The 20,966-nt window shown below is 44.1% G+C and carries 16 protein-coding genes and 1 pseudogene; 9 read left to right on the top strand and 8 right to left on the bottom strand.

Going from position 1 to position 20,966, the window contains the following annotated elements; translation table 11 throughout:
* Positions 1–9: 9 nt before the first annotated feature.
* From HMPREF3034_RS11860 to HMPREF3034_RS11845, 4 genes and pseudogenes are all read right to left on the bottom strand, one after another.
* Positions 10–297, bottom strand: coding sequence for a hypothetical protein (locus tag HMPREF3034_RS11860; RefSeq protein ID WP_062435768.1), 288 nt, complete (start codon positions 295–297; stop codon positions 10–12).
* Between the two features lie 15 nt (positions 298–312).
* Complete coding sequence (locus HMPREF3034_RS11855) at positions 313–1,140, bottom strand: GIY-YIG nuclease family protein (protein ID WP_062435765.1); 828 nt, start codon at positions 1,138–1,140, stop codon at positions 313–315.
* Between the two features lie 87 nt (positions 1,141–1,227).
* Positions 1,228–1,431 carry a helix-turn-helix transcriptional regulator gene (locus tag HMPREF3034_RS11850; RefSeq protein WP_036868481.1) on the bottom strand — a complete coding sequence of 68 codons (204 nt, stop codon included), beginning with the start codon at positions 1,429–1,431 and terminating at the stop codon, positions 1,228–1,230.
* 116 nt (positions 1,432–1,547) lie between these two features.
* Positions 1,548–1,968 (bottom strand): annotated as a pseudogene (locus HMPREF3034_RS11845) (site-specific integrase); the annotation flags it as partial.
* Positions 1,969–2,109: 141 nt separating this feature from the next.
* Between HMPREF3034_RS11845 and HMPREF3034_RS11840 the strand changes: the two are divergent.
* Positions 2,110–3,657, top strand: coding sequence for an L-lactate permease (locus HMPREF3034_RS11840; protein WP_062435762.1), 1,548 nt, complete (start codon positions 2,110–2,112; stop codon positions 3,655–3,657).
* Positions 3,658–4,127: 470 nt separating this feature from the next.
* Here the strand turns inward: HMPREF3034_RS11840 and HMPREF3034_RS11835 are convergent, their stop codons facing one another.
* From HMPREF3034_RS11835 to HMPREF3034_RS11825, 3 genes are all read right to left on the bottom strand, one after another.
* Entirely contained in the window at positions 4,128–5,204 is a 1,077-nt protein-coding gene (locus HMPREF3034_RS11835) for a glycosyltransferase family 9 protein (protein ID WP_062435760.1), read from the bottom strand.
* Entirely contained in the window at positions 5,201–5,806 is a 606-nt protein-coding gene (locus tag HMPREF3034_RS11830; protein WP_036899950.1) for a DUF4254 domain-containing protein, read from the bottom strand. Before HMPREF3034_RS11830 ends, HMPREF3034_RS11835 begins: the two co-directional genes overlap by 4 nt.
* 92 nt (positions 5,807–5,898) lie before the next feature.
* On the bottom strand, positions 5,899–7,671 hold the full coding sequence (locus HMPREF3034_RS11825) for an alpha-1,3-galactosidase-related protein (protein ID WP_062435757.1): 1,773 nt from the start codon (positions 7,669–7,671) through the stop codon (positions 5,899–5,901).
* 241 nt (positions 7,672–7,912) lie between these two features.
* Between HMPREF3034_RS11825 and HMPREF3034_RS11820 the strand changes: the two genes are divergently transcribed.
* The 3 genes from HMPREF3034_RS11820 to rnc all read left to right on the top strand — a co-directional run bounded on the left by HMPREF3034_RS11820 (position 7,913) and on the right by rnc (position 10,621).
* On the top strand, positions 7,913–8,149 hold the full coding sequence (locus HMPREF3034_RS11820) for an acyl carrier protein (protein ID WP_036899954.1): 237 nt from the start codon (positions 7,913–7,915) through the stop codon (positions 8,147–8,149).
* Between the two features lie 131 nt (positions 8,150–8,280).
* Entirely contained in the window at positions 8,281–9,543 is a 1,263-nt protein-coding gene (gene fabF, locus HMPREF3034_RS11815) for a beta-ketoacyl-ACP synthase II (RefSeq protein WP_062435755.1), read from the top strand.
* Entirely contained in the window at positions 9,533–10,621 is a 1,089-nt protein-coding gene (gene rnc / locus HMPREF3034_RS11810; RefSeq protein WP_062435751.1) for a ribonuclease III, read from the top strand. The genes fabF and rnc overlap by 11 nt, the downstream gene beginning before the upstream one ends.
* A gap of 92 nt (positions 10,622–10,713) precedes the next feature.
* Here rnc and HMPREF3034_RS11805 read toward each other — a convergent pair whose 3' ends face one another.
* Positions 10,714–11,358 (bottom strand): DUF4476 domain-containing protein, encoded by a 645-nt coding sequence (locus HMPREF3034_RS11805; protein WP_062435748.1) that lies wholly within the window; start codon positions 11,356–11,358, stop codon positions 10,714–10,716.
* Between the two features lie 415 nt (positions 11,359–11,773).
* On the opposite strand from HMPREF3034_RS11805, the gene HMPREF3034_RS11800 reads away from it, so the two are divergent.
* The 5 genes from HMPREF3034_RS11800 (at position 11,774) to HMPREF3034_RS11780 (ending at position 20,920) form a co-directional block, all read left to right on the top strand.
* Positions 11,774–13,846, top strand: a complete 2,073-nt coding sequence (locus tag HMPREF3034_RS11800) for a glycoside hydrolase family 20 protein (protein ID WP_062435744.1) — start codon at positions 11,774–11,776, stop codon at positions 13,844–13,846.
* A gap of 40 nt (positions 13,847–13,886) precedes the next feature.
* Positions 13,887–14,483, top strand: coding sequence for an RNA polymerase sigma-70 factor (locus tag HMPREF3034_RS11795; protein WP_036899964.1), 597 nt, complete (start codon positions 13,887–13,889; stop codon positions 14,481–14,483).
* A 66-nt stretch (positions 14,484–14,549) separates the two neighbouring features.
* A complete protein-coding gene (locus HMPREF3034_RS11790; RefSeq protein ID WP_036899966.1) occupies positions 14,550–15,533 on the top strand; it encodes a FecR family protein in 984 nt (327 codons plus the stop codon).
* 189 nt (positions 15,534–15,722) lie between these two features.
* Positions 15,723–19,100, top strand: coding sequence for a TonB-dependent receptor (locus HMPREF3034_RS11785; RefSeq protein ID WP_369796381.1), 3,378 nt, complete (start codon positions 15,723–15,725; stop codon positions 19,098–19,100).
* Between the two features lie 14 nt (positions 19,101–19,114).
* Entirely contained in the window at positions 19,115–20,920 is a 1,806-nt protein-coding gene (locus tag HMPREF3034_RS11780; protein ID WP_036899968.1) for a RagB/SusD family nutrient uptake outer membrane protein, read from the top strand.
* The last annotated feature ends 46 nt before the right edge of the window (positions 20,921–20,966 follow it).

Genomic DNA, 20,966 nt, shown 5'->3' with positions numbered 1-20,966 from the left:
CAGGGTGGGTCAAATTAGTGTGGCTTTTCCATCTGTCCCATACATAATTAACTCTTTCTTTGCATCAAGAAGCTTATTACGCATATCTTTGTTGCTAACATTCCTATTATCCTTCGTGTTTTTAAACATTTCATAGAAGAAATCATAAAGTTTCGCATAGGCAGAGTATCTTTTTTCAGACAGTTGCCCTTCCATAATTTTTATTCTCTCAGTTTTACGATGAAGCAAAGCACCTAAGTAAGCGCACATTAAAGTAACCACTATACTTATAAGCCCTAATATTACATTCATATCCATTTCGATATCTTTGTTTTATTCTAATTGTTTTCTATACACCGAATTCAAAGTGTTTCCATCTTTGTCTTTCCAAACAAGCCAACCATTATTACTACTTCCTATACAGAAATCGGCAGCAGTGCTTGGGCTATTAAAGGTGGTATCTGTATTTAATACTAACTGCCCATTATAAGAGTGCGTATATTCGTTCAACATCTTCTCACGCTTATCTTTCCATTTGAAAGACGGAACAGAAGAACTCACTATAGTACTTCCTTTCAACACTGTGAAACCTTTACTATGATAAAACCCTTTTGCGTTACAGCCACGCCCTTTGGTAAAGAAAAGATGTTCCTCTTTAGGCTGCGCAATATCAAAAATATTGCAACCTATGAACGAAGTCAGGAACTTCACGTCCTCGAAAAACTCATCCATATCGTCCTTTCTATATTCTGGAAGATTAGGAACTTTAGGTGTCTGCTTGTTTTCATTTAGCACAAAAGAGTTTGAAACCTTCGCCTCCGCTATCGCTTTATGCTCCAAGTATTGCACATCAGCTTTAGTCATTGCTGCATCTTTAGAAATAAACAACAAGGCTTTTTGCCAAAACGCCTTCTTGTTATCGTGGTCTCTCACCCGTTCACGAAAGTTCTCTGTCTCCCCAATATATGCTTTTGGTTTCGTCTCTTCGTCTTCACCCAATAGAATGTAAAAAGCCGGCGTCTGCAATTCTGTCCGTTCATTCAAGATTGAAAGATTTGAACGTGGAATTACATACATCTGACAAATTTTATTGCTGATAAACACATATTGTGTTCCTTTTGGATCAGCATCTATCAAATATGTTGTTACCGTTTTTCCCATACTTACCTTTTTATTCTTTAAAATACTCTTATCCTTACACCCTTTTATGAGAAGTAGATAATAATTTTACCACCCTATCATTATACCTTATTCTGTCCACAACAAATCATCAACTCTCACTCCCAATATCTTTGCCAACTGAATGAACATTTCTACATTGGGTTGGGCAACATTCGTTACCCATTTTGATATAACTGCAGGGTCTTTATCCAAGATTTCTGCCAGTTGTTTATTTGTCATTCCTTTTTCGGCGAGGACAACCTTAAGACGGTTTATTTTCTTGCGTTCCATACTTATGCAACTTGATTACGCCATAAAATTACTCATTATTTCTTAGAATGTATGTATTTTGAGCAAAAAGATGGTCGCATCTAATCAAAAAAATGTTTTTCAATTCATTTTTCTGATTACAACTTCAATTCTGGCAAACTATTGATAGCTTCCGATTTCAACTTATCCACAGCACGAGTATATTTCTCGGTGTGCTTCAATCCGCTATGCCCTAATAGGCTTGCGACGGTCTTGATATTGGCACCATTATTCAGGATGTTCACGGCAAAGGAGTGGCGGGCACAATGCCAGCTGATGTGTTTATTGGTACCTGCACGCTTTACCCATCGCTTCACCGACTTACTGTAACTTTCATAGAAAGGGAGATTGAAAAGAGAAGTATTCAAATCATCCGGTGCTTCACCAAGTCAATATGAGCAAACCATCATTCAAAGGGATAACGACACCACTATTGGCAGAATGTCCTTTGGTCTTATTCTGCTCAAACTTCAAAAGGTGGTTGGTGTAGTCGATATTTTTATAGGTTAGGTCTTTCAGCATCAATTCATGGCGAATCTAGGGAATAAAATTCATGTTTTAACACTCGATATGCGATAATTCAATAAGAATGTAATAACTTTGAGGGTGTTTTATGATAATCTAATTATTAACCTGCTGTTTTTACATATTATACAACTTATGGCTGCTATTATCGCTATTATTCCGATTGTACTGCTCTTCGTCTTGATGTTGGGATTGAAGATGGCAGGGCACAAAAGTGCATTTATTACTCTCCTTGTTACCATTGCGTTAGCTCTTTGGGTAGCCCCCACTATGGGGTTCGCACCGCAAAATTTCACGACAATGGGCGTTGGGTGGGCTGTTGTCGAGGGTATTCTCAAAGCCGTATTCCCCATCCTGATCATCATCTTAATGGCTATATTCAGCTATAACGTGTTGGTGGAAAGCAAGGAGATAGAGGTCATCAAGAATCAATTCACATCGTTCTCCGACGACGACGGCGTCACGGTGCTCATGCTGGTATGGGGATTTGGCGGACTCTTGGAAGGTATGGCCGGCTTCGGAACGGCCGTAGCTATTCCGGCAGCTATTCTTATCTCACTCGGCTATAAGCCTATTTTCTCGGCTTTGGTGGCATTGATAGCCAATACAGTACCCACCGGTTTTGGTGCCGTAGGTGTGCCTGTCATCACCCTTTGCAACGAGGTGGCGCCGGGCGGAGCGGCAGCTCCCGAACTCATACGCGAGGTTGCGACCTACTGTGTGGTACAGCTCTCCCCCCTCTTCATTATTCTTCCGTTTATCATCCTCACCCTTACCAATCGCAGCCACAGCGCTATTGTACGCAACCTGCTGCTCTCGTTGTGGGTAGGTGGGGTATCATTACTCACGCAGTATGTCGTTTCCATGTTCCTAGGAGCCGAGACTCCAGCCATCATAGGCAGTGTGGCAGCCATCATAGCTCTTATCATTTATTCTAAACTATTTGCTCCGAAGAAGGATAAGAACACAGTAAAACATTACACGCTCGCCCAAACATTCCGCGCATGGAGCGTCTATCTCTTCATCCTCTTGTTTATCTTACTCTCCGGGCCATTGTTCCCTGCCATCAACGGCTTCTTGAAATCGCATTTGGTAAGCCACGTAGCCCTGTCCATCTATACGGCAGGAACTACATTCAATTTCGGTTGGATTAGCAATGCCGGCCTTATGTTATTGCTCGGTACGGTGATTGGCGGACTCATCCAAGGTTTGTCGCCTCGCCAACTCCTTGTGATTTTGGCCAAAACAACAGTCAACTTGCGCAAGACCGTTATCACGATTATCAGTTTGGTATCTATCGCTTCGGTGATGAACTACGCGGGTATGATAGTTGTCATCGCCTCGGCTTTGGCAGCAGTCACAGGACAATTATACCCATTCTTTGCTCCGCTCATCGGTGCTATCGGCACATTCGTCACGGGTAGCGATACTTCTTCCAACATCCTTTTTGCCAAATTACAGGCCAACGTAGCCCATCAATTGGATTACAGTGATCCTAATTGGCTCGTTGCAGCCAATACCACGGGTGCCACAGGCGGTAAGATGATTTCGCCGCAGAGTATTGCCATTGCCACAGCGGCATGTAATATGCAAGGTCGCGATGGCGAGATTCTGCGTGCAGCATTGCCTTATGCCATCGGATACATCGTCATTGGCGGACTCATGGTACTATTGGCTGTATAATATAACATCCATAACGCTATTCACTTCAAAACTCATAGGCTTGCTGCAGGGGTGAGGCAACATTGCTGCCTAGCCGCTGCAGCATTACTGAATGGGCTAGACAGCATCGCTGGGGAAGCTTGGCAGCAACCTCATCTCAATCACCTACAGCCCCATCCCAGCCATTACCTCCCTCGCTTTCCGTCGCACCGGCTACGCCGACAGCGACTACTCGGTCGATGACCGAGGGTTCCCCAAAAGGGGAGGGAGAACAAAGAACTCATAAACTTAGCCCTCATGAACTAACAAATTCACTCAATAACTCATTAACTCTATATAATTTCCCTCCTTTTTGGGAGGGTTTGGGTTGGGGCTAACGATAGGGTAAATGGTACTCATACCATCTCTACACACAGAAATATAAGGCTTATTCTTGCTCATACCGAGCGATTGGCATTTACCCTATAATGCCAATTCATTTATAGGAATAGCTAAAAAACGGACTTGATGAGTTTCTCGGTAGCCGTCAGATTGGCTTCTACACGTTCCACAATGCTTTCGGGTGTGATGCCATGGAGACAAGCCCAGTCGCCACGCATGCAGGGTTTGTTGCCATAAATGCTACATGGACGACATGAAAGATTCACTTGCACGGTATTGTCGGCACACTGGTTCCACCCCATAAAGCCAGCGTAGGGATGTGTGGCACCCCAAATGCTCACCACAGGGCAAGCTACCAACGAGGCTAGATGCATATTGGCACTGTCCATACTCACCATGACGTCAAGCCGACTCATGATGATAAGTTCGTTGGACAAGCCTCCGGCAAGTGCCGAAGCATTAATACAATTGGTGTAACGCTCGACCCATTGGTCGAGTATTTGACGCTCGTTGCCCCCACCACCAAACAAGAAGATGCGACAAGAGGGATGCAAATGGATGAGTTGAACGATGACTTGTTCCATCAACTCCACGGGATATATCTTCCCCACGTGGGCAGCAAAGGGAGCAATACCTATCCACTGTTGGAACGGACGTTTCTCGCCAATGGTCGCAGGAAGCAGTCGGAGCGGTGCGCCTTCGGGCGGATAGATGGAACAAAAGTTTGGTTTAACGGGATAGCCCAATTGGGCTAGCACGTCGGCATAGTTTTGGAAAGAAGTAGGTTGCTGTACAAGTTCCTTATTATCAGCATCGACAAGCCGGCGTTTACCGGCACGGTGCTTGTCGATATGAGCCACGCGATAATTGCCGATATTAAACCGCATGCGCAGGTACTTGGACCTAATAATGTCGTGAAAGTCGGCGATGGCCGTGAAATTCTTGGCAACAAGTCGGCGATAGAGTGCATTCAATCCCTTGACTCCATTGTATTCAGTCTTCAAGTCGGCTTCCATGAACCCGACGTTGGGTGCCAGTTGCTCAAAAAAAGCGCGAGCAAAAGGCTTACTGAGAACCGTGATTCTCAAATGAGGATATTGGGTGGCAAGGGCATATACCACCGGAACGGCCATAGCAACATCGCCCATGGCCGAGAAACGGATAATGAGCAAGTGTTCGTTTTTCACTTTTTGGCGTAGAGCACAGGATTGGTTGAAGGGTCGTTGTACATCTTCATTTGTCGGTAAACCTTCATGTATTTGCGACCGGCCTCGATGTCTTCCAACAATTGATCAATGGCTGTAGAAAGGTCTTTTTGCTGTTCGAGCAGCACTTGCAACTTATTTTGGCATGCTGCCTTGTGCTCATCTCCGGCATCGGTACGCTCCGTCTGCTCGCGCATGTGATAGATTTTCAGTGCAAGGATAGACAAACGGTCGACCGCCCAAGCCGGACTCTCGGTGTTGATGCGTGCATCGGGCAACACTTTCACGTCGGAATATTTCTGTCGGAAATACGAGTCAATCTGCTCTACCAAGTCGGTACGGTCTTGATTGCTGGTATCGATGCGACGCTTCAACGCCAATGCTTCGAGCGGATTGATGTGCGGATCTCGGATAATGTCTTCGAAATGCCATTGCACAGTGTCAATCCAGCATTTCAAATAAAGTCGGTTTTCAATGCTATCACGATGATAGGGATTGCTAATCGGCGTGTCGATACAGTCCTTGACATGATAGTCTTGGATAGCTTTGTTGAAAATCTCGTTGCAGAGTTGTGTGAATGTCATTCTTGTTCAGGTATGTGTTTAACTTCTTGCAAAAATAGAAATTTTATTTGAGAATACAAATGTTTGCCCGCTAGATTTGCGGGCAAACAGCCTTATTTCTCGTCTATATCGCTTTGATAGCGGGCAACATTCTCCAAGGTTACGGCTTTCCGATTGTGGTGGAAAGCCGGATAGGCATTGTTATGTAGCACTCGATTGCCACGCATTGTGATGCCGTCGACCGATTTAGCGTACAACAATGGAGCATCGAAGGTATCGAACACGTTGTCCAGAATCTTGATACCGCTGTGGAAGTATCGTTTCTGCTTGCTGAATTCTGGTATTTCCGGGTCGATGGAGATAACGCCTTCAGTGAATTGGAACATATTGGTGAGGGCATTGACAAAGACATTATGGCGAATGGTTACATCGCGACAAGCCCCCGATTCGTACCATCCGTTGCAGTCGCCACAGAGTAATATGGCCGTTCCGGAGGTGTGGTCGAAGAAATTATCCTCGCAAACCACACGACGAGGTGTGGAGAACAGACAGCCGCGTGCACGGTTGTTACGCACTACATTGTGGTCGAATTGTACGGTAGGTGTCAGTGTCAAGTCTTCTACACCGATGCTGTTGCGCTCATCAATATCTGCTGCCAAGGGCTGAACGAATGTTATCTCATACTCTTTAACACCTTTGTCGATGGGTTTGTCAATTGCCTTAATCTTCTTTATGACATTGGTTCCGGGGATATGTTCCATGGTTCGGGAGGCGATAAACTGCACCGTGTCGCCCACATAGCCCCATTTGTAACCATAAGCTTGGTCGTGCATGAAGCAGGCGCGGATAGTATGATCGTCCAATCGTTTCGTCATTTTGAGGTAAACACCATGGATATTAATGGCATCATCCATCATACTCTCGTACAAACCATGCCTGCTGACAATCTCGCCACTGCAATTAACAAAGTGGGAAGCATCGGCCTGTGTAGTGAAATAGCGGTGGGTACCGGGACGAAGGGAGACGTTGAATCCATCGAGCGATACGTTATGGCACAACTGAGCCAGCACTCCCATGCCTTCCATATAATATATGGTAATGTCTTCGAGCTTCGTATTCTTGCACTCATAGAGGAAGATGGCCGGTGCAGGACGTGTCCATGAACGCATGGCGAGCACGGTTCCGGGCTTCAAGCGGGCATCGTTCCATCCGCGAGCAAGAAATTTTCTATCGGGCAAAGCGCTTACTCCGGTCACACGGATGCCTATGTCGCTAGTGCGATAGACCATGTGATGAGTCTTGGGGTCGAACGCAATAGCCGAATTCAGGAGGTATTTCCATCCCTGCCCATTGGTATATAGTGTGTCGTGAGAAAGTGTATAATTCACTTCGGGTGACAGTTGATAAATGATTTCGTGGCTCACTGTGTCGTTGCTGACAATGGTTGCTTGGGCTATATGTGGGTTGGCGTGGTCTACACGGAAACCATGGAGCGTGCAGTTCTCTGCTCCCACAAGACTCAGGGGCAACATACGGCCATGGAAGATGAAATCGGAACCGCCACCGTCGAAAGTCACATTGCGCAATCGCTCCATGCAGATGCCCACCGCACGAGGATTCAATTGGTCGTGATTGGAGACGTAGTACTCACGTACCGTAGCCCCATCGGGATAGAAATGATAGCGTCCGCGCGGCACTTTTACAGTTATTTGATTGCCTTTAATAGCTGCTTTTTGCACTGCTTTCATGGCTCTACTGAAAGCTATGGAGGCGTTGATGGTAGTGTCGGAAGACAAGCCATAGTGCGCCAAATCAATTGTAATATTGGCTGCATGTGATATGATAGCAAACATACTAACGGCACATGACAGAATGAGTCTTTTCATTATAAATATAGATTTAGTTATACTTGCAAAATTAGTATATGTTTTTCATAAAACATATCAAACTGTCTGATAATAGGGAATTTACGCATTAAATAGCTATTTATATGCACAATCACTACTAGTGTGTGCAAGAATGAGCGCTTTTTTGAATAAAAAACTTGTCAGACTGAAAATAAATTCGTTTCTTTGCAGCCGATTTTATAATGAGAATTATTTATAAACAATTTAAATTTAGAGTATTATGTCAGAAATTGAAAGCAAAGTAAAGGCTATTATCGTAGACAAACTTGGTGTTGATGAGGCTGAAGTTAAGCCTGAAGCAAGCTTTACAAACGACCTCGGCGCAGATTCATTGGATACTGTAGAGCTGATTATGGAATTCGAGAAGGAATTTGGTATTTCAATTCCCGACGATAAAGCAGAAACCATCCAGACTGTTGGTGACGCTATCAACTACATCGAGCAGAACGCTAAATAATAACGTTTCGTAGTTGAGTGTTTATGGTTGGCGGAAGCTTTCCACATCTCTTAGTACCTTATTGTGTGCATAGAGACGGAAGCCGTCAACCATAAATATTTGCTATTGATTCAATAAATACTTTCTGAATAATGGAGTTAAAAAGAGTAGTAGTAACAGGTTTAGGCGCAGTAACGCCCGTTGGCAACACTCCGGAAGAAACTTGGAGCAACTTGTTGGCAGGTAAGAGTGGTGCCGCTCCTATTACATCATTCGACGCTTCTAAGTTCAAGACACAGTTTGCTTGCGAGGTTAAAGACCTCAACGTGAACGATTACATCGATCGTAAAGAAGCTCGCAAGCTCGATCGTTACACTCAATTGGCTATGATTAGCGCCATTCAGGGTGTGAAAGATGCAGGTTTGGACTTGGAAAACGAAGATAAAAACCGTATCGGTGTAGTATACGGTGTAGGTATCGGCGGTATTAAGACCTTCGAAGACGAGGTGACTTACTACGGTCAGAACATCGAAAACGGCCCTAAATTCAGTCCTTTCTTCATCCCAAAGATGATTGCCGACATCGCTTCAGGACAGATTTCAATCCACTTTGGATTCCATGGACCTAACTTTACCACGACATCTGCTTGTGCATCTTCAAGCAATGCACTCGCTGATGCGTTCAACTTGATTCGCTTGGGTAAAGCAAACGTTATTGTAAGTGGTGGCGCCGAGGCTGCTATCTGCGAATGTGGCGTAGGCGGATTCAACGCTATGCACGCACTTTCTACACGCAACGACGATCCCGAACACGCTTCTCGTCCATTCAGCGCAAGTCGCGATGGATTCATCATGGGCGAGGGTGCCGGCTGTTTGGTACTCGAAGAGTTGGAGCATGCAAAGGCTCGTGGCGCTAAAATCTATGCTGAGATGGTGGGCGAAGGTGCTAGCGCCGATGCTTATCACATCACAGCCAGCCACCCGGAAGGCCTTGGTGCTAAGCTCGTAATGATGAATGCGCTCGAAGATGCCCACTTGAATCCGGAAGATGTAGACTATATCAACGTGCACGGAACATCTACTCCAGTAGGTGATATTTCTGAGGCTAAGGCCATCAAGGAAGCGTTTGGCGATGCAGCTTATAAGTTGAATATCAGTTCAACCAAGTCTATGACCGGTCACCTGTTGGGTGCTGCCGGTGCAATAGAGGCTATGGTATGTGTATTGTCAGTTCAAAACGATATCATTCCTCCAACGATTAACCACGAAGAGGACGATAGAGACGAGAACATCGACTACAATATGAACTTCACATTCAACCAAGCTCAGAAGCGCACAGTGCGTGTAGCACTGAGCAACACCTTCGGTTTTGGCGGTCACAACTGCTGTGTAGTGTTCAAGAAATATGCTGAATAATCTTATTGATAGAATCAAGCTCCCTTTCCGAAAGGAAAAGGAGCTTTTTTCTTCCTTGCGCAATATCATAGGCTTTTACCCTCACAATATCAGTTATTATAAGCTTGCTTTGATGCACAAGAGTGTGATGCGACGCAACGCTAAGGGTAAACCCATCAACAACGAACGCCTAGAATTCCTCGGAGATGCTATCCTCGACGCTATCGTTGGAGACATTGTCTATCAGCATTTCCCCGGAAAACGTGAGGGTTTCCTCACCAACACGCGTTCCAAACTCGTACAACGCGACACGCTAAATAAGCTCGCTCAGTCGTTAGGACTAAGCAAACTCATCCTTTCTAGCGGACGCAGTTCTTCTCACAACAGCTATATGGGAGGAAATGCTTTCGAAGCTCTCGTCGGTGCTATCTATCTTGACCGCGGTTACGATGCCTGTATGGCATTCATGAAGAACCGCATTTTGTCCGAGATGATCAACATTGACAAGGTAGCCTACAAAGAGGTGAACTTTAAGAGCAAGCTCATTGAGTGGAGTCAGAAGAATCGAGTGCAACTCGACTTCAAGATGCTCAATCAGAAGAAAGACGACAATGGTAGTCCTATTTTCAGCTACGAGGTGCTTTTGGAAGGTATACAAGGATGTTCGGGCAATGGCTATAGCAAGAAAGAAAGCCAGCAACTGGCCAGCAAGCTCACCTTGGAGAAGTTGCGTCGTGAACCTCAGTTCATTGACGAAGTATTTGCTGCGAAGACCAATCGTACCAAGATGGAGGAAGAACCTGTAGAGAACGTGCCGACCACAGAGGCTAAAGATGACTTCATCATCACTAAAGATATTGACGAAAAAGCATCGGTAGAGAAGCACGAGAACACGTTCCGCGAGGAAGTATTCGACGATAAACCACGTCGAAACAAGCGTCGTCCGCCCATGTATCGCTCAGACAACGAAGTAAAATCGGTTGAGAAAGAAACAACGGATACCGATGAATTCGACCTGAGTGACATCAGTGCTGGTCCGCAAAGCAAAGAAGACATTATCAAAGCTGCCGAAGAGGCCGCTTTCAATGAAATACAGTAAATACGAACTCGTATCTATATATAAAAACGCGACAAGCTTTTTAGTGCTCGTCGCGTTTTTATTCTTTATTACAGCCTATCATCTTTTATCTCCTACCTCATATTCCCCCAAGGAATTCCTAGCATTCTGGCAGCCTCTTCCTTGCTCGACTCGAAAGTGAGCTTCGATAATATCATCGTGGTATTCATGCGGTCTACAAGTCGTGGAGCCATGATTTTAATCACTTTCAACTTCTTATCGTCGAAGTTAAAAACATCCATCATGCGAGCGCACTGCCGACAACTGAAACCACCATTCAGACTTCCCACCGTGATAAGTTTCAACTTGTTGTCGTCGAAAGTCTCATTGACTACATACCGATAGAACACATTAAAATCGGCATCATCCATCACGTTGCGATACATGGGCATCCTACCATAGGGCAATGGAACTTGGTATTGGGGTGTATAATCTATTGAAGTGTTGGGGCGTTCGTATGAGTTACATGCTACCACATGGTTGTTCGCGAAGTCCACGGTCGTAATATAAACCACCGAACCGTCCAGTTTCAGCGAGTGGTATTCCCATTGTTCCGAATCGTAATTCATGCGTTTAAACTTCGGCTTACCTACTAATGCGCGTACTTCTGATTGGGTCATACCCAATTTTATCTCATCAAATCTTTTTGCTTCCATACATATCGGAAACATCAACAATAATAATAACGTGGCCAAAGCCTTGAGTCTTACTTGTTTCATCGTCGTGGTATTTTAGTTGAACATTGTACACAGATAGCACTAACGGGTGCTATGAAAATTTATTTTCAAGCTGTTGAGTGCTGAATAACTTATGCAAAGATAGAGATAATTTCTCCTTTTGCAGATGGGAAATCCCTAATCTGTGAGGTGGAATTTCCTATTTTAATGTGTAGAGAAAACTGGAATAGAAAGACATATGTAGGCAGAAAGGTTTATATTGCAAGAGGAAATACTCCCATCCCGCCCATTACCTCCTGTGTTTCCGTTGCACTGGCTACGCCGACAACGACTATTCGGCCGATGACCAATGATTCCTCGAAAAGGAAGAAAACCACTATTGTATATTAATTCTACTGAACGCGAAACATAATTGGATGAGAAATTGTATCTTTGTAGGTGTCAAAAATACCATACGATGAAACAATTCAAACTATCAACTTCCTTATTTTTACTAGGTATATTGTTATTGTTCCCAACGATTTCGGCCGTTGCACAGGGTATTATACCCAAGCCTCACACAGTAGTTTACCGTGACGGACAGTTCAAAATAGACAATGAGACGCGCTTATATAGCAACTTGTCGCGTAAAAATTTGAAGACGATACGATATTGGTTAGGCGAAGTCACCTCCGCTCCATTGAAGAAAACGCGAACAAGGAATGGTAACCAAATCATCAGATTGATTCAGACGGGCAAACCGAACGAGATGAACACCGTGCCATTCAACCGGTATTTACAGGGTTATACGCTCGACGTATCGGAACGAGGCATTGAGATTCTGTCGCCATCCAAAGCCGGATTGCAGTATGGATTACAGACATTAAGGAACTTAACGGCTGCAGACGGTACCGTGAGATATGTGCATATAGAGGACACACCACGGTTTGCTTATCGCGGTATGATGCTCGATTGCTCGCGCCATATATGGACTACTGACTTCATCAAGAAGCAGATTGACATGCTTGTAAGATTGAAGATGAATCGACTACACCTGCATCTGACCGACGAAGCAGGGTGGCGCATCGAGACCAAGCATTATCCCGAACTGACGGAGAAGGCTGCTTATCGAACCACTTCAAACTGGGAGCAGTGGCGTGCGACGGGGATGAACTATTGTACCAAGGACACACCGGGGGCGTATGGTGGCTATTATACGAAACAAGAGTTGCGCGATATTGTGCGATATGCGGCTGAACGGGGTGTCACGGTGATTCCAGAGTTGGAGATTCCCGGCCATAACAACGAAGTGACAAGCACCTATCCACAGCTTTCGTGTACCGGTGAGCGAGCCTCTGACTTGTGTATCGGAAATGAAAAAAGCTTTGAATTCATCGAAGGAGTGTTGAAAGAAATCATGGATATATTCCCTTCCGAGTACATACATCTAGGCGGTGATGAGGCATCGGGAAAGAATTGGCTGACGTGCGAGCGTTGTCAAAAGCGCATGAACGACGAGCATCTGCAGTCAAAAGAACAATTACAGGCCTACATGATGAAGCGTGTGAACGCTTTTTTGAATCGTCATGGGCGCAAGATGATAGGTTGGGACGAGATCACAACGGGTGGTACGCCCGATGGCGCAGCCGTCATGGCATGGCGTGGAGCCGATATGGGCTTCAAAGCTGCCAAAGATTCAAAGGTTATCATGTCGCCTACGGAATGCTACTACCTTGATTATTTCCAATGTAATCCAGCTACCGACGAGCGAGGACAATTGGGCTATACGCCTTTGAAGTCGGCCTACAAGTTCGACCCGATACCCATTGATTATCAAAACAAGCCCGAAGCAAAGAATATATGGGGTGTACAAGGTAACCTATGGACTGAAAGAGTGGACACAGAGGAGCGTGCCGAATACATGATTTACCCTCGTTTGTTTGCCGTAGCAGAGGCTGGATGGAGTTCTCCTGCCCAGGATTATAACGACTTCAAGACTCGTGCGCTCGGTCTGATTGCCCGGATGAAACGCGATGGATATGCTCCTTACGACTTACAGAACGAGTTGGGAGATAGGAATGAGAGTACGTCAGCGGTGGTACACGATGCCATTGGCAAACCGGTGACCTACCTGTCGCCTTGTTCACCACGCTATGCCGGAACGGGGAATGGTACACTAGTCGATGGAAAAATGGGCGACTGGAGTTTCAAAGATAATGGTTGGCAGGGCTTTATTCAAGCAGGCAGACTGAGCATCGTCATTGATTTACAGAAAGAGATGGACATTAATAATGTGTCGGCCGACTTCTTACAGTTCCGTGGTCCGGAGATTTTCTTCCCCGCTGAGGTAACCGTCGCTGTATCAACTGATGGGCAAAACTTTGAAGAAATAGACAAGCAAACCTTCAAGGACGACTCTACCCGTTATTTCGTGCGCCCATATACATGGCAAGGAAAGGCCAAAGGACGATATGTAAAAGTCACAACCCGCGCCCCTAAACAAGGCGGCTTCATCTTCTGCGACGAAGTAATGGTGAACAGAAGGGGGTGAATGTATGGGCAATCATGGCAAAACAAAATCATCTGAATAGATGGAACGCACGGAAGTATTGATTATAGAACAACTACGCCAAGGTCAAGAGGCTGCATATAAATATGTATACAAACATCATTATACGGTGTTGTGTCGTGTGGCTATGCAGTATGTCGACGACCAATTTTTGGCAGAAACCATCGTGGGTGATGTGATATTTCATCTTTGGGAGATTAGAGAATCGCTGAATATCACATCATCTTTACGCAATTATCTGGTTACAAGTGTTCGCTATCGATGCCTTGATTATCTCAAATCAAATTATAATCAGAAAGAAATACGTATATCCGGAGTGAGTTCGGTAGATATTCCTGTCATTGGATATTTGCAAGCTGAGCAGTATCCTTTAGGCAAATTACTCGCTCAAGAACTCGAAGGAGAAATACAAAAAGCTATCTGTCGACTGCCGGCGGAATGCCAACGGATATTCAGAATGAGTCGGCTAGAACAGAAATCTTATGAGGAAATAGCTCGTATTTTAAGCATTTCAGAGAATACAGTGAAGTATCACATGAAGAAAGCATTAGCACAATTGCGTGAAGACTTGCATAAATATCTCATCACAGCAATAGTTTTCTTCTTCTTACATTTTTAGAAAAAAGTTCATATTTAGACTACCCATACGATAAATTCTATCGTCTTGTTAATAGAATTAAATCCTATGGTAGAAATAAGTGAACATATAAAAGACCTCATTATAGCATCTCTGAGTGGAGAAATGGGGCAAGAAGAAGCGAAAGAGTTGCAAACATGGCTACGTGCTTCGAAAGAGAATAAACAATATTATTATGAATGGCGTGAGATATGGACATCTACTTCGCCGTCGCCAAAGTTTGATGTAGAGGCTGCTTATCAAACTTTCCTTTCGCGTATTAAGAAAAGTGAGCCTGTAACTACGCACCGTTACCGCTATCTATATTATGCAGCGGCAGCCATTGCTTTATTTGTTGTGTCGGTATTATCATATAAAACAGGTGAATCGAATATCAAATCTAACTTTGCAGATATTGCCGTTGAAGCACCTGCTGGTTCGCGCTTGAAGCTGAACTTGCCTGATGGAACGAAAGTATGGCTTAATTCCGGCTCCAAACTAACATACTCTCAAGGTTTTGGTGTAGACAAGCGTGAGGTAAATTTGATGGGTGAAGCCTATTTTGAAGTGAAACACCAAGAGGACAAACCTTTCAGTGTGAACTCTACAAACCTTCGAGTGAACGACCTTGGAACAAAGTTTAATTTCTGTGATTATGCTGATGATGACGAGGCTATCGTTACTTTGACAGAAGGAAAAGTGTCGCTAGACAACTTTATGAATTATCAAAATAATCAACTTCTAGCACCCGGACAGAAAGCAGTACTGGATAAGAAAACTGGTGAGTTGACGATTAATAATGCCGAAAATGATTATCAGGATTGGCAAAATAATATGCTTGTCTTTAATGGCGATGCCCTGAATGAGATAGCCAAGAAGTTGCAACGCAACTACAATATAAAGGTTATAGTGGCCAATGATGCTCTCTACCAATTGCGATTCCACGGTAGTTTCAACACCCAAGAAGCACATTTGCGTGACATTTTGGATGCACTTGTAGCAACCAATAAAATACATTACCGTGTACAAGGTAAGAAAGTGACCTTTTATTAATCCAAAATATCAACCTTTAAAATTCTCAACCAGCATGAACAGGGTTTAGTTATAGTTAGTGCAAAAAGCAAAAAACAATAAGTTTAATATCTTTAATATGTCTTTACTATGAACCTTAAGAAAGTCGTTTTGATAGGTTGTGCTCTTGCTTGTCAGCTAGTGGTATTTGCCCAAGCAGTGAGCCTTAAAATGCAAAAAGTCTCAGTCAAGAAGGCTATGACCGCCTTAAATCAGAAAAGCGGTTATTCCTTTATTTACGAAGAGTCTGATGTGAACACCTCTGGTATTGTAAATGTAAATGCTACAACCGTAGGTCAAGCTGTTGACCAAATACTTGTTGGGCAGAATCTCACTTATGAGATTAAAGGTAAGTCGATTATTATTTCAAAGTTGTCTAGTCGAAAATCGACCTTGCAAACCGGTAGTGTAAAACACAAGATAACCGGTAAGATCGTTGATAACAATAACGAACCCATCATTGGAGCTACTGTTAAAGTAAAAGGAGAAAGCGCCGGTACGATTACAGACTTAGATGGTAATTTTGCTTTAGAGGCTCATCAAGGAGCCGATTTGGAAGTTTCGTATATCGGATATCAAAGTCAGACGGTGAAAGCAGTTCCTAATAAGGTTTTGACTGTGAAGATGTTGGAGGACACCAAAGCCTTGGAAGAAGTTGTAGTGGTAGGTTATGGAGTCCAGAAAAAGGTAAACTTGACAGGTTCGGTATCATCGGTAAAAGGCGAAGATTTACAGTTGCGACCTGTAACCGATGCTTCCCAAAGTTTACAGGGATTAGTTCCGGGCTTGTTGGTAACCAATGATAACGCAGGAAGACCGGGTGCCACAGGTACGTTAACACTGCGTGGACAAGGCAACCTGTCTAATACTGGTCATCCTTATGTACTTGTCGATGGTATAGAAATGAATCTCTCTGACGTCAATCCAAATGATATAGAGAGTCTTTCGGTGTTGAAAGATGCATCGGCTTGTGCCATCTATGGTGCGCGAGCAGCTTATGGTGTGATATTGGTAACGACGAAGAAAGGTACAGAGGGAACCATGCGTGCCAATTATCAAGGCTCTGTGGGCTGGAGTTCACCAACGGTATTGCCGGAAATGGTAGACTCTTATGCCTTTGCACAATATTGGAATGCGGGTGTTGCCAATGCCGGTTCTTCTCGTCTATACAGCGAAGAAAAAATGAAAGAATTGCAATCTTACATCAATGATCCTTCGAGTGTGAACCCTTGGCATGAGTTGTCAGCGAATGCAAGTATGAATCCTGCCTTCGAGAACTCGGAGAAAGGTATAGGCAATGTGGACTATTTCAAGTTGCACTATAAAGACCATGCTATCAGACAACAGCACAATTTAAGCTTCAGCGGTGGTGGTAAGAGTGCACAATATTATGTTTCTACTGGTTATTTAAAGGAAGATGGTATCTTGCGTTATGCCAAAATCAACTACGAACGCTTGAATGTTTCTTCTACCATAAATTCGGAACTGACTAAATGGTTGAGCTTGCAAGTTGGTTTGAAATTTAGCCATTCAGTGAATAACACGCCTTTTGGCGATGGTGGTATAGGCGATGGGTTCTTCCATTCATTAGCAAGATTCCGCCCGACAATTTCTCCGATAGACCCTAACGGGCACTTTACCGAACTCTCAATGGTTCCCTATTTGCAGAGCGGAACGTTCACTAAGAACAAGAGAGACATGATGAATCTAACTGGAGGAATCAACCTGAAGCCATTTAAAAACTTCAATGTCTATATGAACTATACCTATAAGTTGATTGCTAACAACTATATGGCAGAAAATGTTGCACCGCTTATCTATGGAGCCGACGGTGTTTCGACCTCCAAAGGTGTACGCGATGAATTGGATATTACTGCTGATGGAAAGTTCACACGTGCCAATTCGCATACCCATTACCAGACTTTGAGTCTGTATGGTAACTATGTATTCTCTTTGAACAATGCTCATAACTTCACCTTAATGGCTGGATATCAAGAGGAAAACTCCAATTATGATTACCTGAAGAATGTAATTACTGGATTATATTCTACCGCAAATCCGAACGTAGGAGTCGGCACAGACGACCGTTCTGTGGTAGATACACGTAACGGATGGGCTACACGAGGCTTCTTCGGACGTATCAACTATGACTATAAGAGCCGTTATCTCGTAGAAATCAATGGTCGTTACGACGGTTCCTCTCGCTTTGCGGCTGGTCATCGATGGGGTTGGTTCCCTTCTATTTCATTGGGTTGGAATATCACGCAAGAAAAGTTTATGGAACCGTTGACCAATGTTGTCTCTCATCTTAAACTTCGTGCATCTTACGGTTTACTTGGTAATCAGTCGGGAGCAGCTCTCTATACTTTTGCTTCTACAATGGCATTCAGCAGCGGACTGGGTAACTACATCTTCCCCGATGGCCGACATGTGTACTTGTTAGCACCCGGTGTAGTGAATCCGGCAACCACTTGGGAGAAGGTGAATAGTAAGAACATCGGTCTAGACTTTGGTTTCTTTGGTAATCAATTGACAGGTAGCTTCGACATCTTCGAGCGTAAGACAAAAGATATGTTGGGGCCCGGAGTCGATTTCCCCGACTTCTTTGGTGCAGCAGCACCACAAACCAATAATGCAAGTATGCGCAACCGTGGATGGGAATTGACTTTGTCCTACCGTGGAAAGATTGCTAAAGAGATTGATTATCAAATTGGTGGCTCTCTCTCAGATGCAACCTCTGTGGTAACAGAATATGCTAACCCGACCGGAACAGCACCTGCTTCCAACTGGTATACTGGTCGCAAGGTGGGTGAAATTTGGGGATATAAGACCGATGGTTTGATTCAAACAGCTGAAGAGGCAGACAAGTATAATAAGACACATGATATGTCTTTCTTCACCCCAAGAGCATGGACACCCGGCGATGTGAACTTCCGCGACCTCAATGATGACGGTAAAGTGAACAACGGCAAGAACGTATTGGGCGATATGGGCGATTTGACAATCGTAGGAAATACGACACCTAGATACCAATATACATTGAATGGACAGATTTCTTGGAAAGGTTTGAGCCTAAGCGTGATGTTCCAAGGTGTTGGAAAACGTGATTGGGATCCGACCGGAAGTGTCTACTTCTGGGGTAGTAGTTCGTATGCTCAAGTCACTGTATTCAAACAACATCTCGACTATTGGCGCGAAGACAACAAGGGAGCTTACTATCCTAAGCCGTATATCAACACAGCCGGTGGAGTGGGTTCGTACAATGCAAAGACTTCAGCTCGCACAACCGATCGTTATTTACAGAATGCAGCGTACTGTCGTTTGAAAAATATTACATTGAGTTATAACCTTCCTGCTGCTTGGTTGACAAAGGCTCACCTGTCTCAAGTGAGAGTCTTTGTAACGGGAGAGAACCTCTTGACCTTTACCAAACTGATGGGTATGTTCGACCCCGAAGCCATCTTTACCTCTAATGATTATAGTTCTGAGGGTGGCAAGAACTATCCTATGAACAAAGTTATATCTGTTGGCCTATCCGTAAACTTATAATAATATAGATTATCATGAAACTATATAATATTTGTATTGCAGTTTTTGCTGCGGCAACATTAACAGGTTGCTATGATTTATCGAAGTCTCCCGAAGGAGAATTATCCACGGTGAATCCATTCTCATCGGTCGGTGAGATGTCTAGCTACCTTGACCAATTCTATCAAACCGGTGTCAGGAATCAAGGATATGATTGGGGGGGAAGCTATATAGCAAATGGAGACTTGAATAGCGACAATATGTCAAATAGTTCGGTAAGTTCTCGTTTGAACGGTGCATTGACACTTAGCAATGCCACAAAGATGACAGAATACACCTATATTCGCAATGTCAACTTCCTCATCAACAATTTTAACCATGTAGCCAATACCAGTTCGGCAGACTATAAGCAGTGTGTTGGCGAGGCATATTACTTCCGCGCATGGTATTATTTCCAGTTGTTTAAGAAATATGGTAAGCTCACTTGGGTTAGTAAACCGCTAGATCCAACTGCCGAAGTGTTGAATCTACCACGTCAAGAGCGTACAGTGATTGCTGATAGTATCCTTGCCGACCTTGACAAGGCTATTGCTAATTTACGTCAACAGAAGTCTTCTGCCACCATGAGAGTCCATCAAGACGTGGCTAGAGCGCTCAAGGGCGAAGTTGCATTGTACGAAGGAACGTGGGAGAAATATCATAAACAGAAGAAAGATGAATTCTTTACACCGGGGGTAACCGACGAGAAGATATCCGATTATTTAAAGCAATGTGTTGCAGCATGTAAGGCTGTGGTAGACCGCGGAGTTTGGAAAATCTATTCAGCAGGCAATCCTCTGAACGATTACAGAGTTATATTCCAGACCGAGGATTTAAGTTCAAATCCTGAAGTGTTGTGGTTTAAACGTTATGATGGTAACAATATTGGTAACAGTGTAGACCGCTACTTGAATCAAGGTGGTGGTGGTACAGGTGTCAATGCATCTTTGGTCGACGATTATCTGACGATAGATGGTAAGCCGTTTATCGGTGAACAGGTTGTCAATGCCAAGAAAACATTCGGCGAAGAACTGAACCCCACATTGCGTGACCCTCGCCTTTGCCAGACTATTTGTATGCCGGGACAGGTATTACGTCCCGATCAAGCACCCTATGTAGTACCACCTTTGACCGGTTCCGGATATAATAAGAACGAGTCAGGATACTCTTTGCTCAAATTTGTACAGATAGATTACAAGGGTAACTTGGATGCAGAGTACAAAGGAAGCACCCCCGCTATACAATATCGATATGCAGATATTCTTCTCAACTACGCAGAGGCACTTGCCGAACTCGATGGTTCTGCTAATGCACAACAGATTATCTCATTGCTCAAACCACTTCGTGATCGCGTAGGCATGCCTGTTATAAATTTTGATAGGGAATATAATACATCGACAGATTATCCGTTCTCACATTTAGATAAGTATATCCAAGTTGTGAGAAGAGAACGAAGAGTCGAACTTGCATGCGAGGGTAGACGACTGGACGACATCATGCGTTGGGCAGCAGCCGACGAGTTAATCGTTGGAAAGCGTGCTATTGGAGCGATGTTTGTGGGCAGTAATTTGGAGAACAATGCTGCCTATGGTGATAAATTGGTTTATGACAAGGCTTCCGGTAATAACTTGTATCTCACAGGAAAAGCCGGTGATACCTACCGTTACATCCTGCCTATCAACCCCTCTGGGTACGAAAAAGGGTGGGCTTTCAACGTGCATAGAGATTATTTACTGCCAATCCAATCGAGAATGTTGTCGTTGACAAACGGACAATGGACTCAAAATCCCGGATGGGAATAGTATAACAATAATATAAACATATGAACACAACGTTATCTTTATCTCT

The sequence above is a fragment of the Prevotella sp. DNF00663 genome (genome assembly GCF_001553265.1).
Classification (GTDB): domain Bacteria; phylum Bacteroidota; class Bacteroidia; order Bacteroidales; family Bacteroidaceae; genus Prevotella.
The sequence above is the reverse complement of the archived record's forward strand: the minus strand, read 5'-3'. Positions and strand labels throughout refer to the sequence as shown.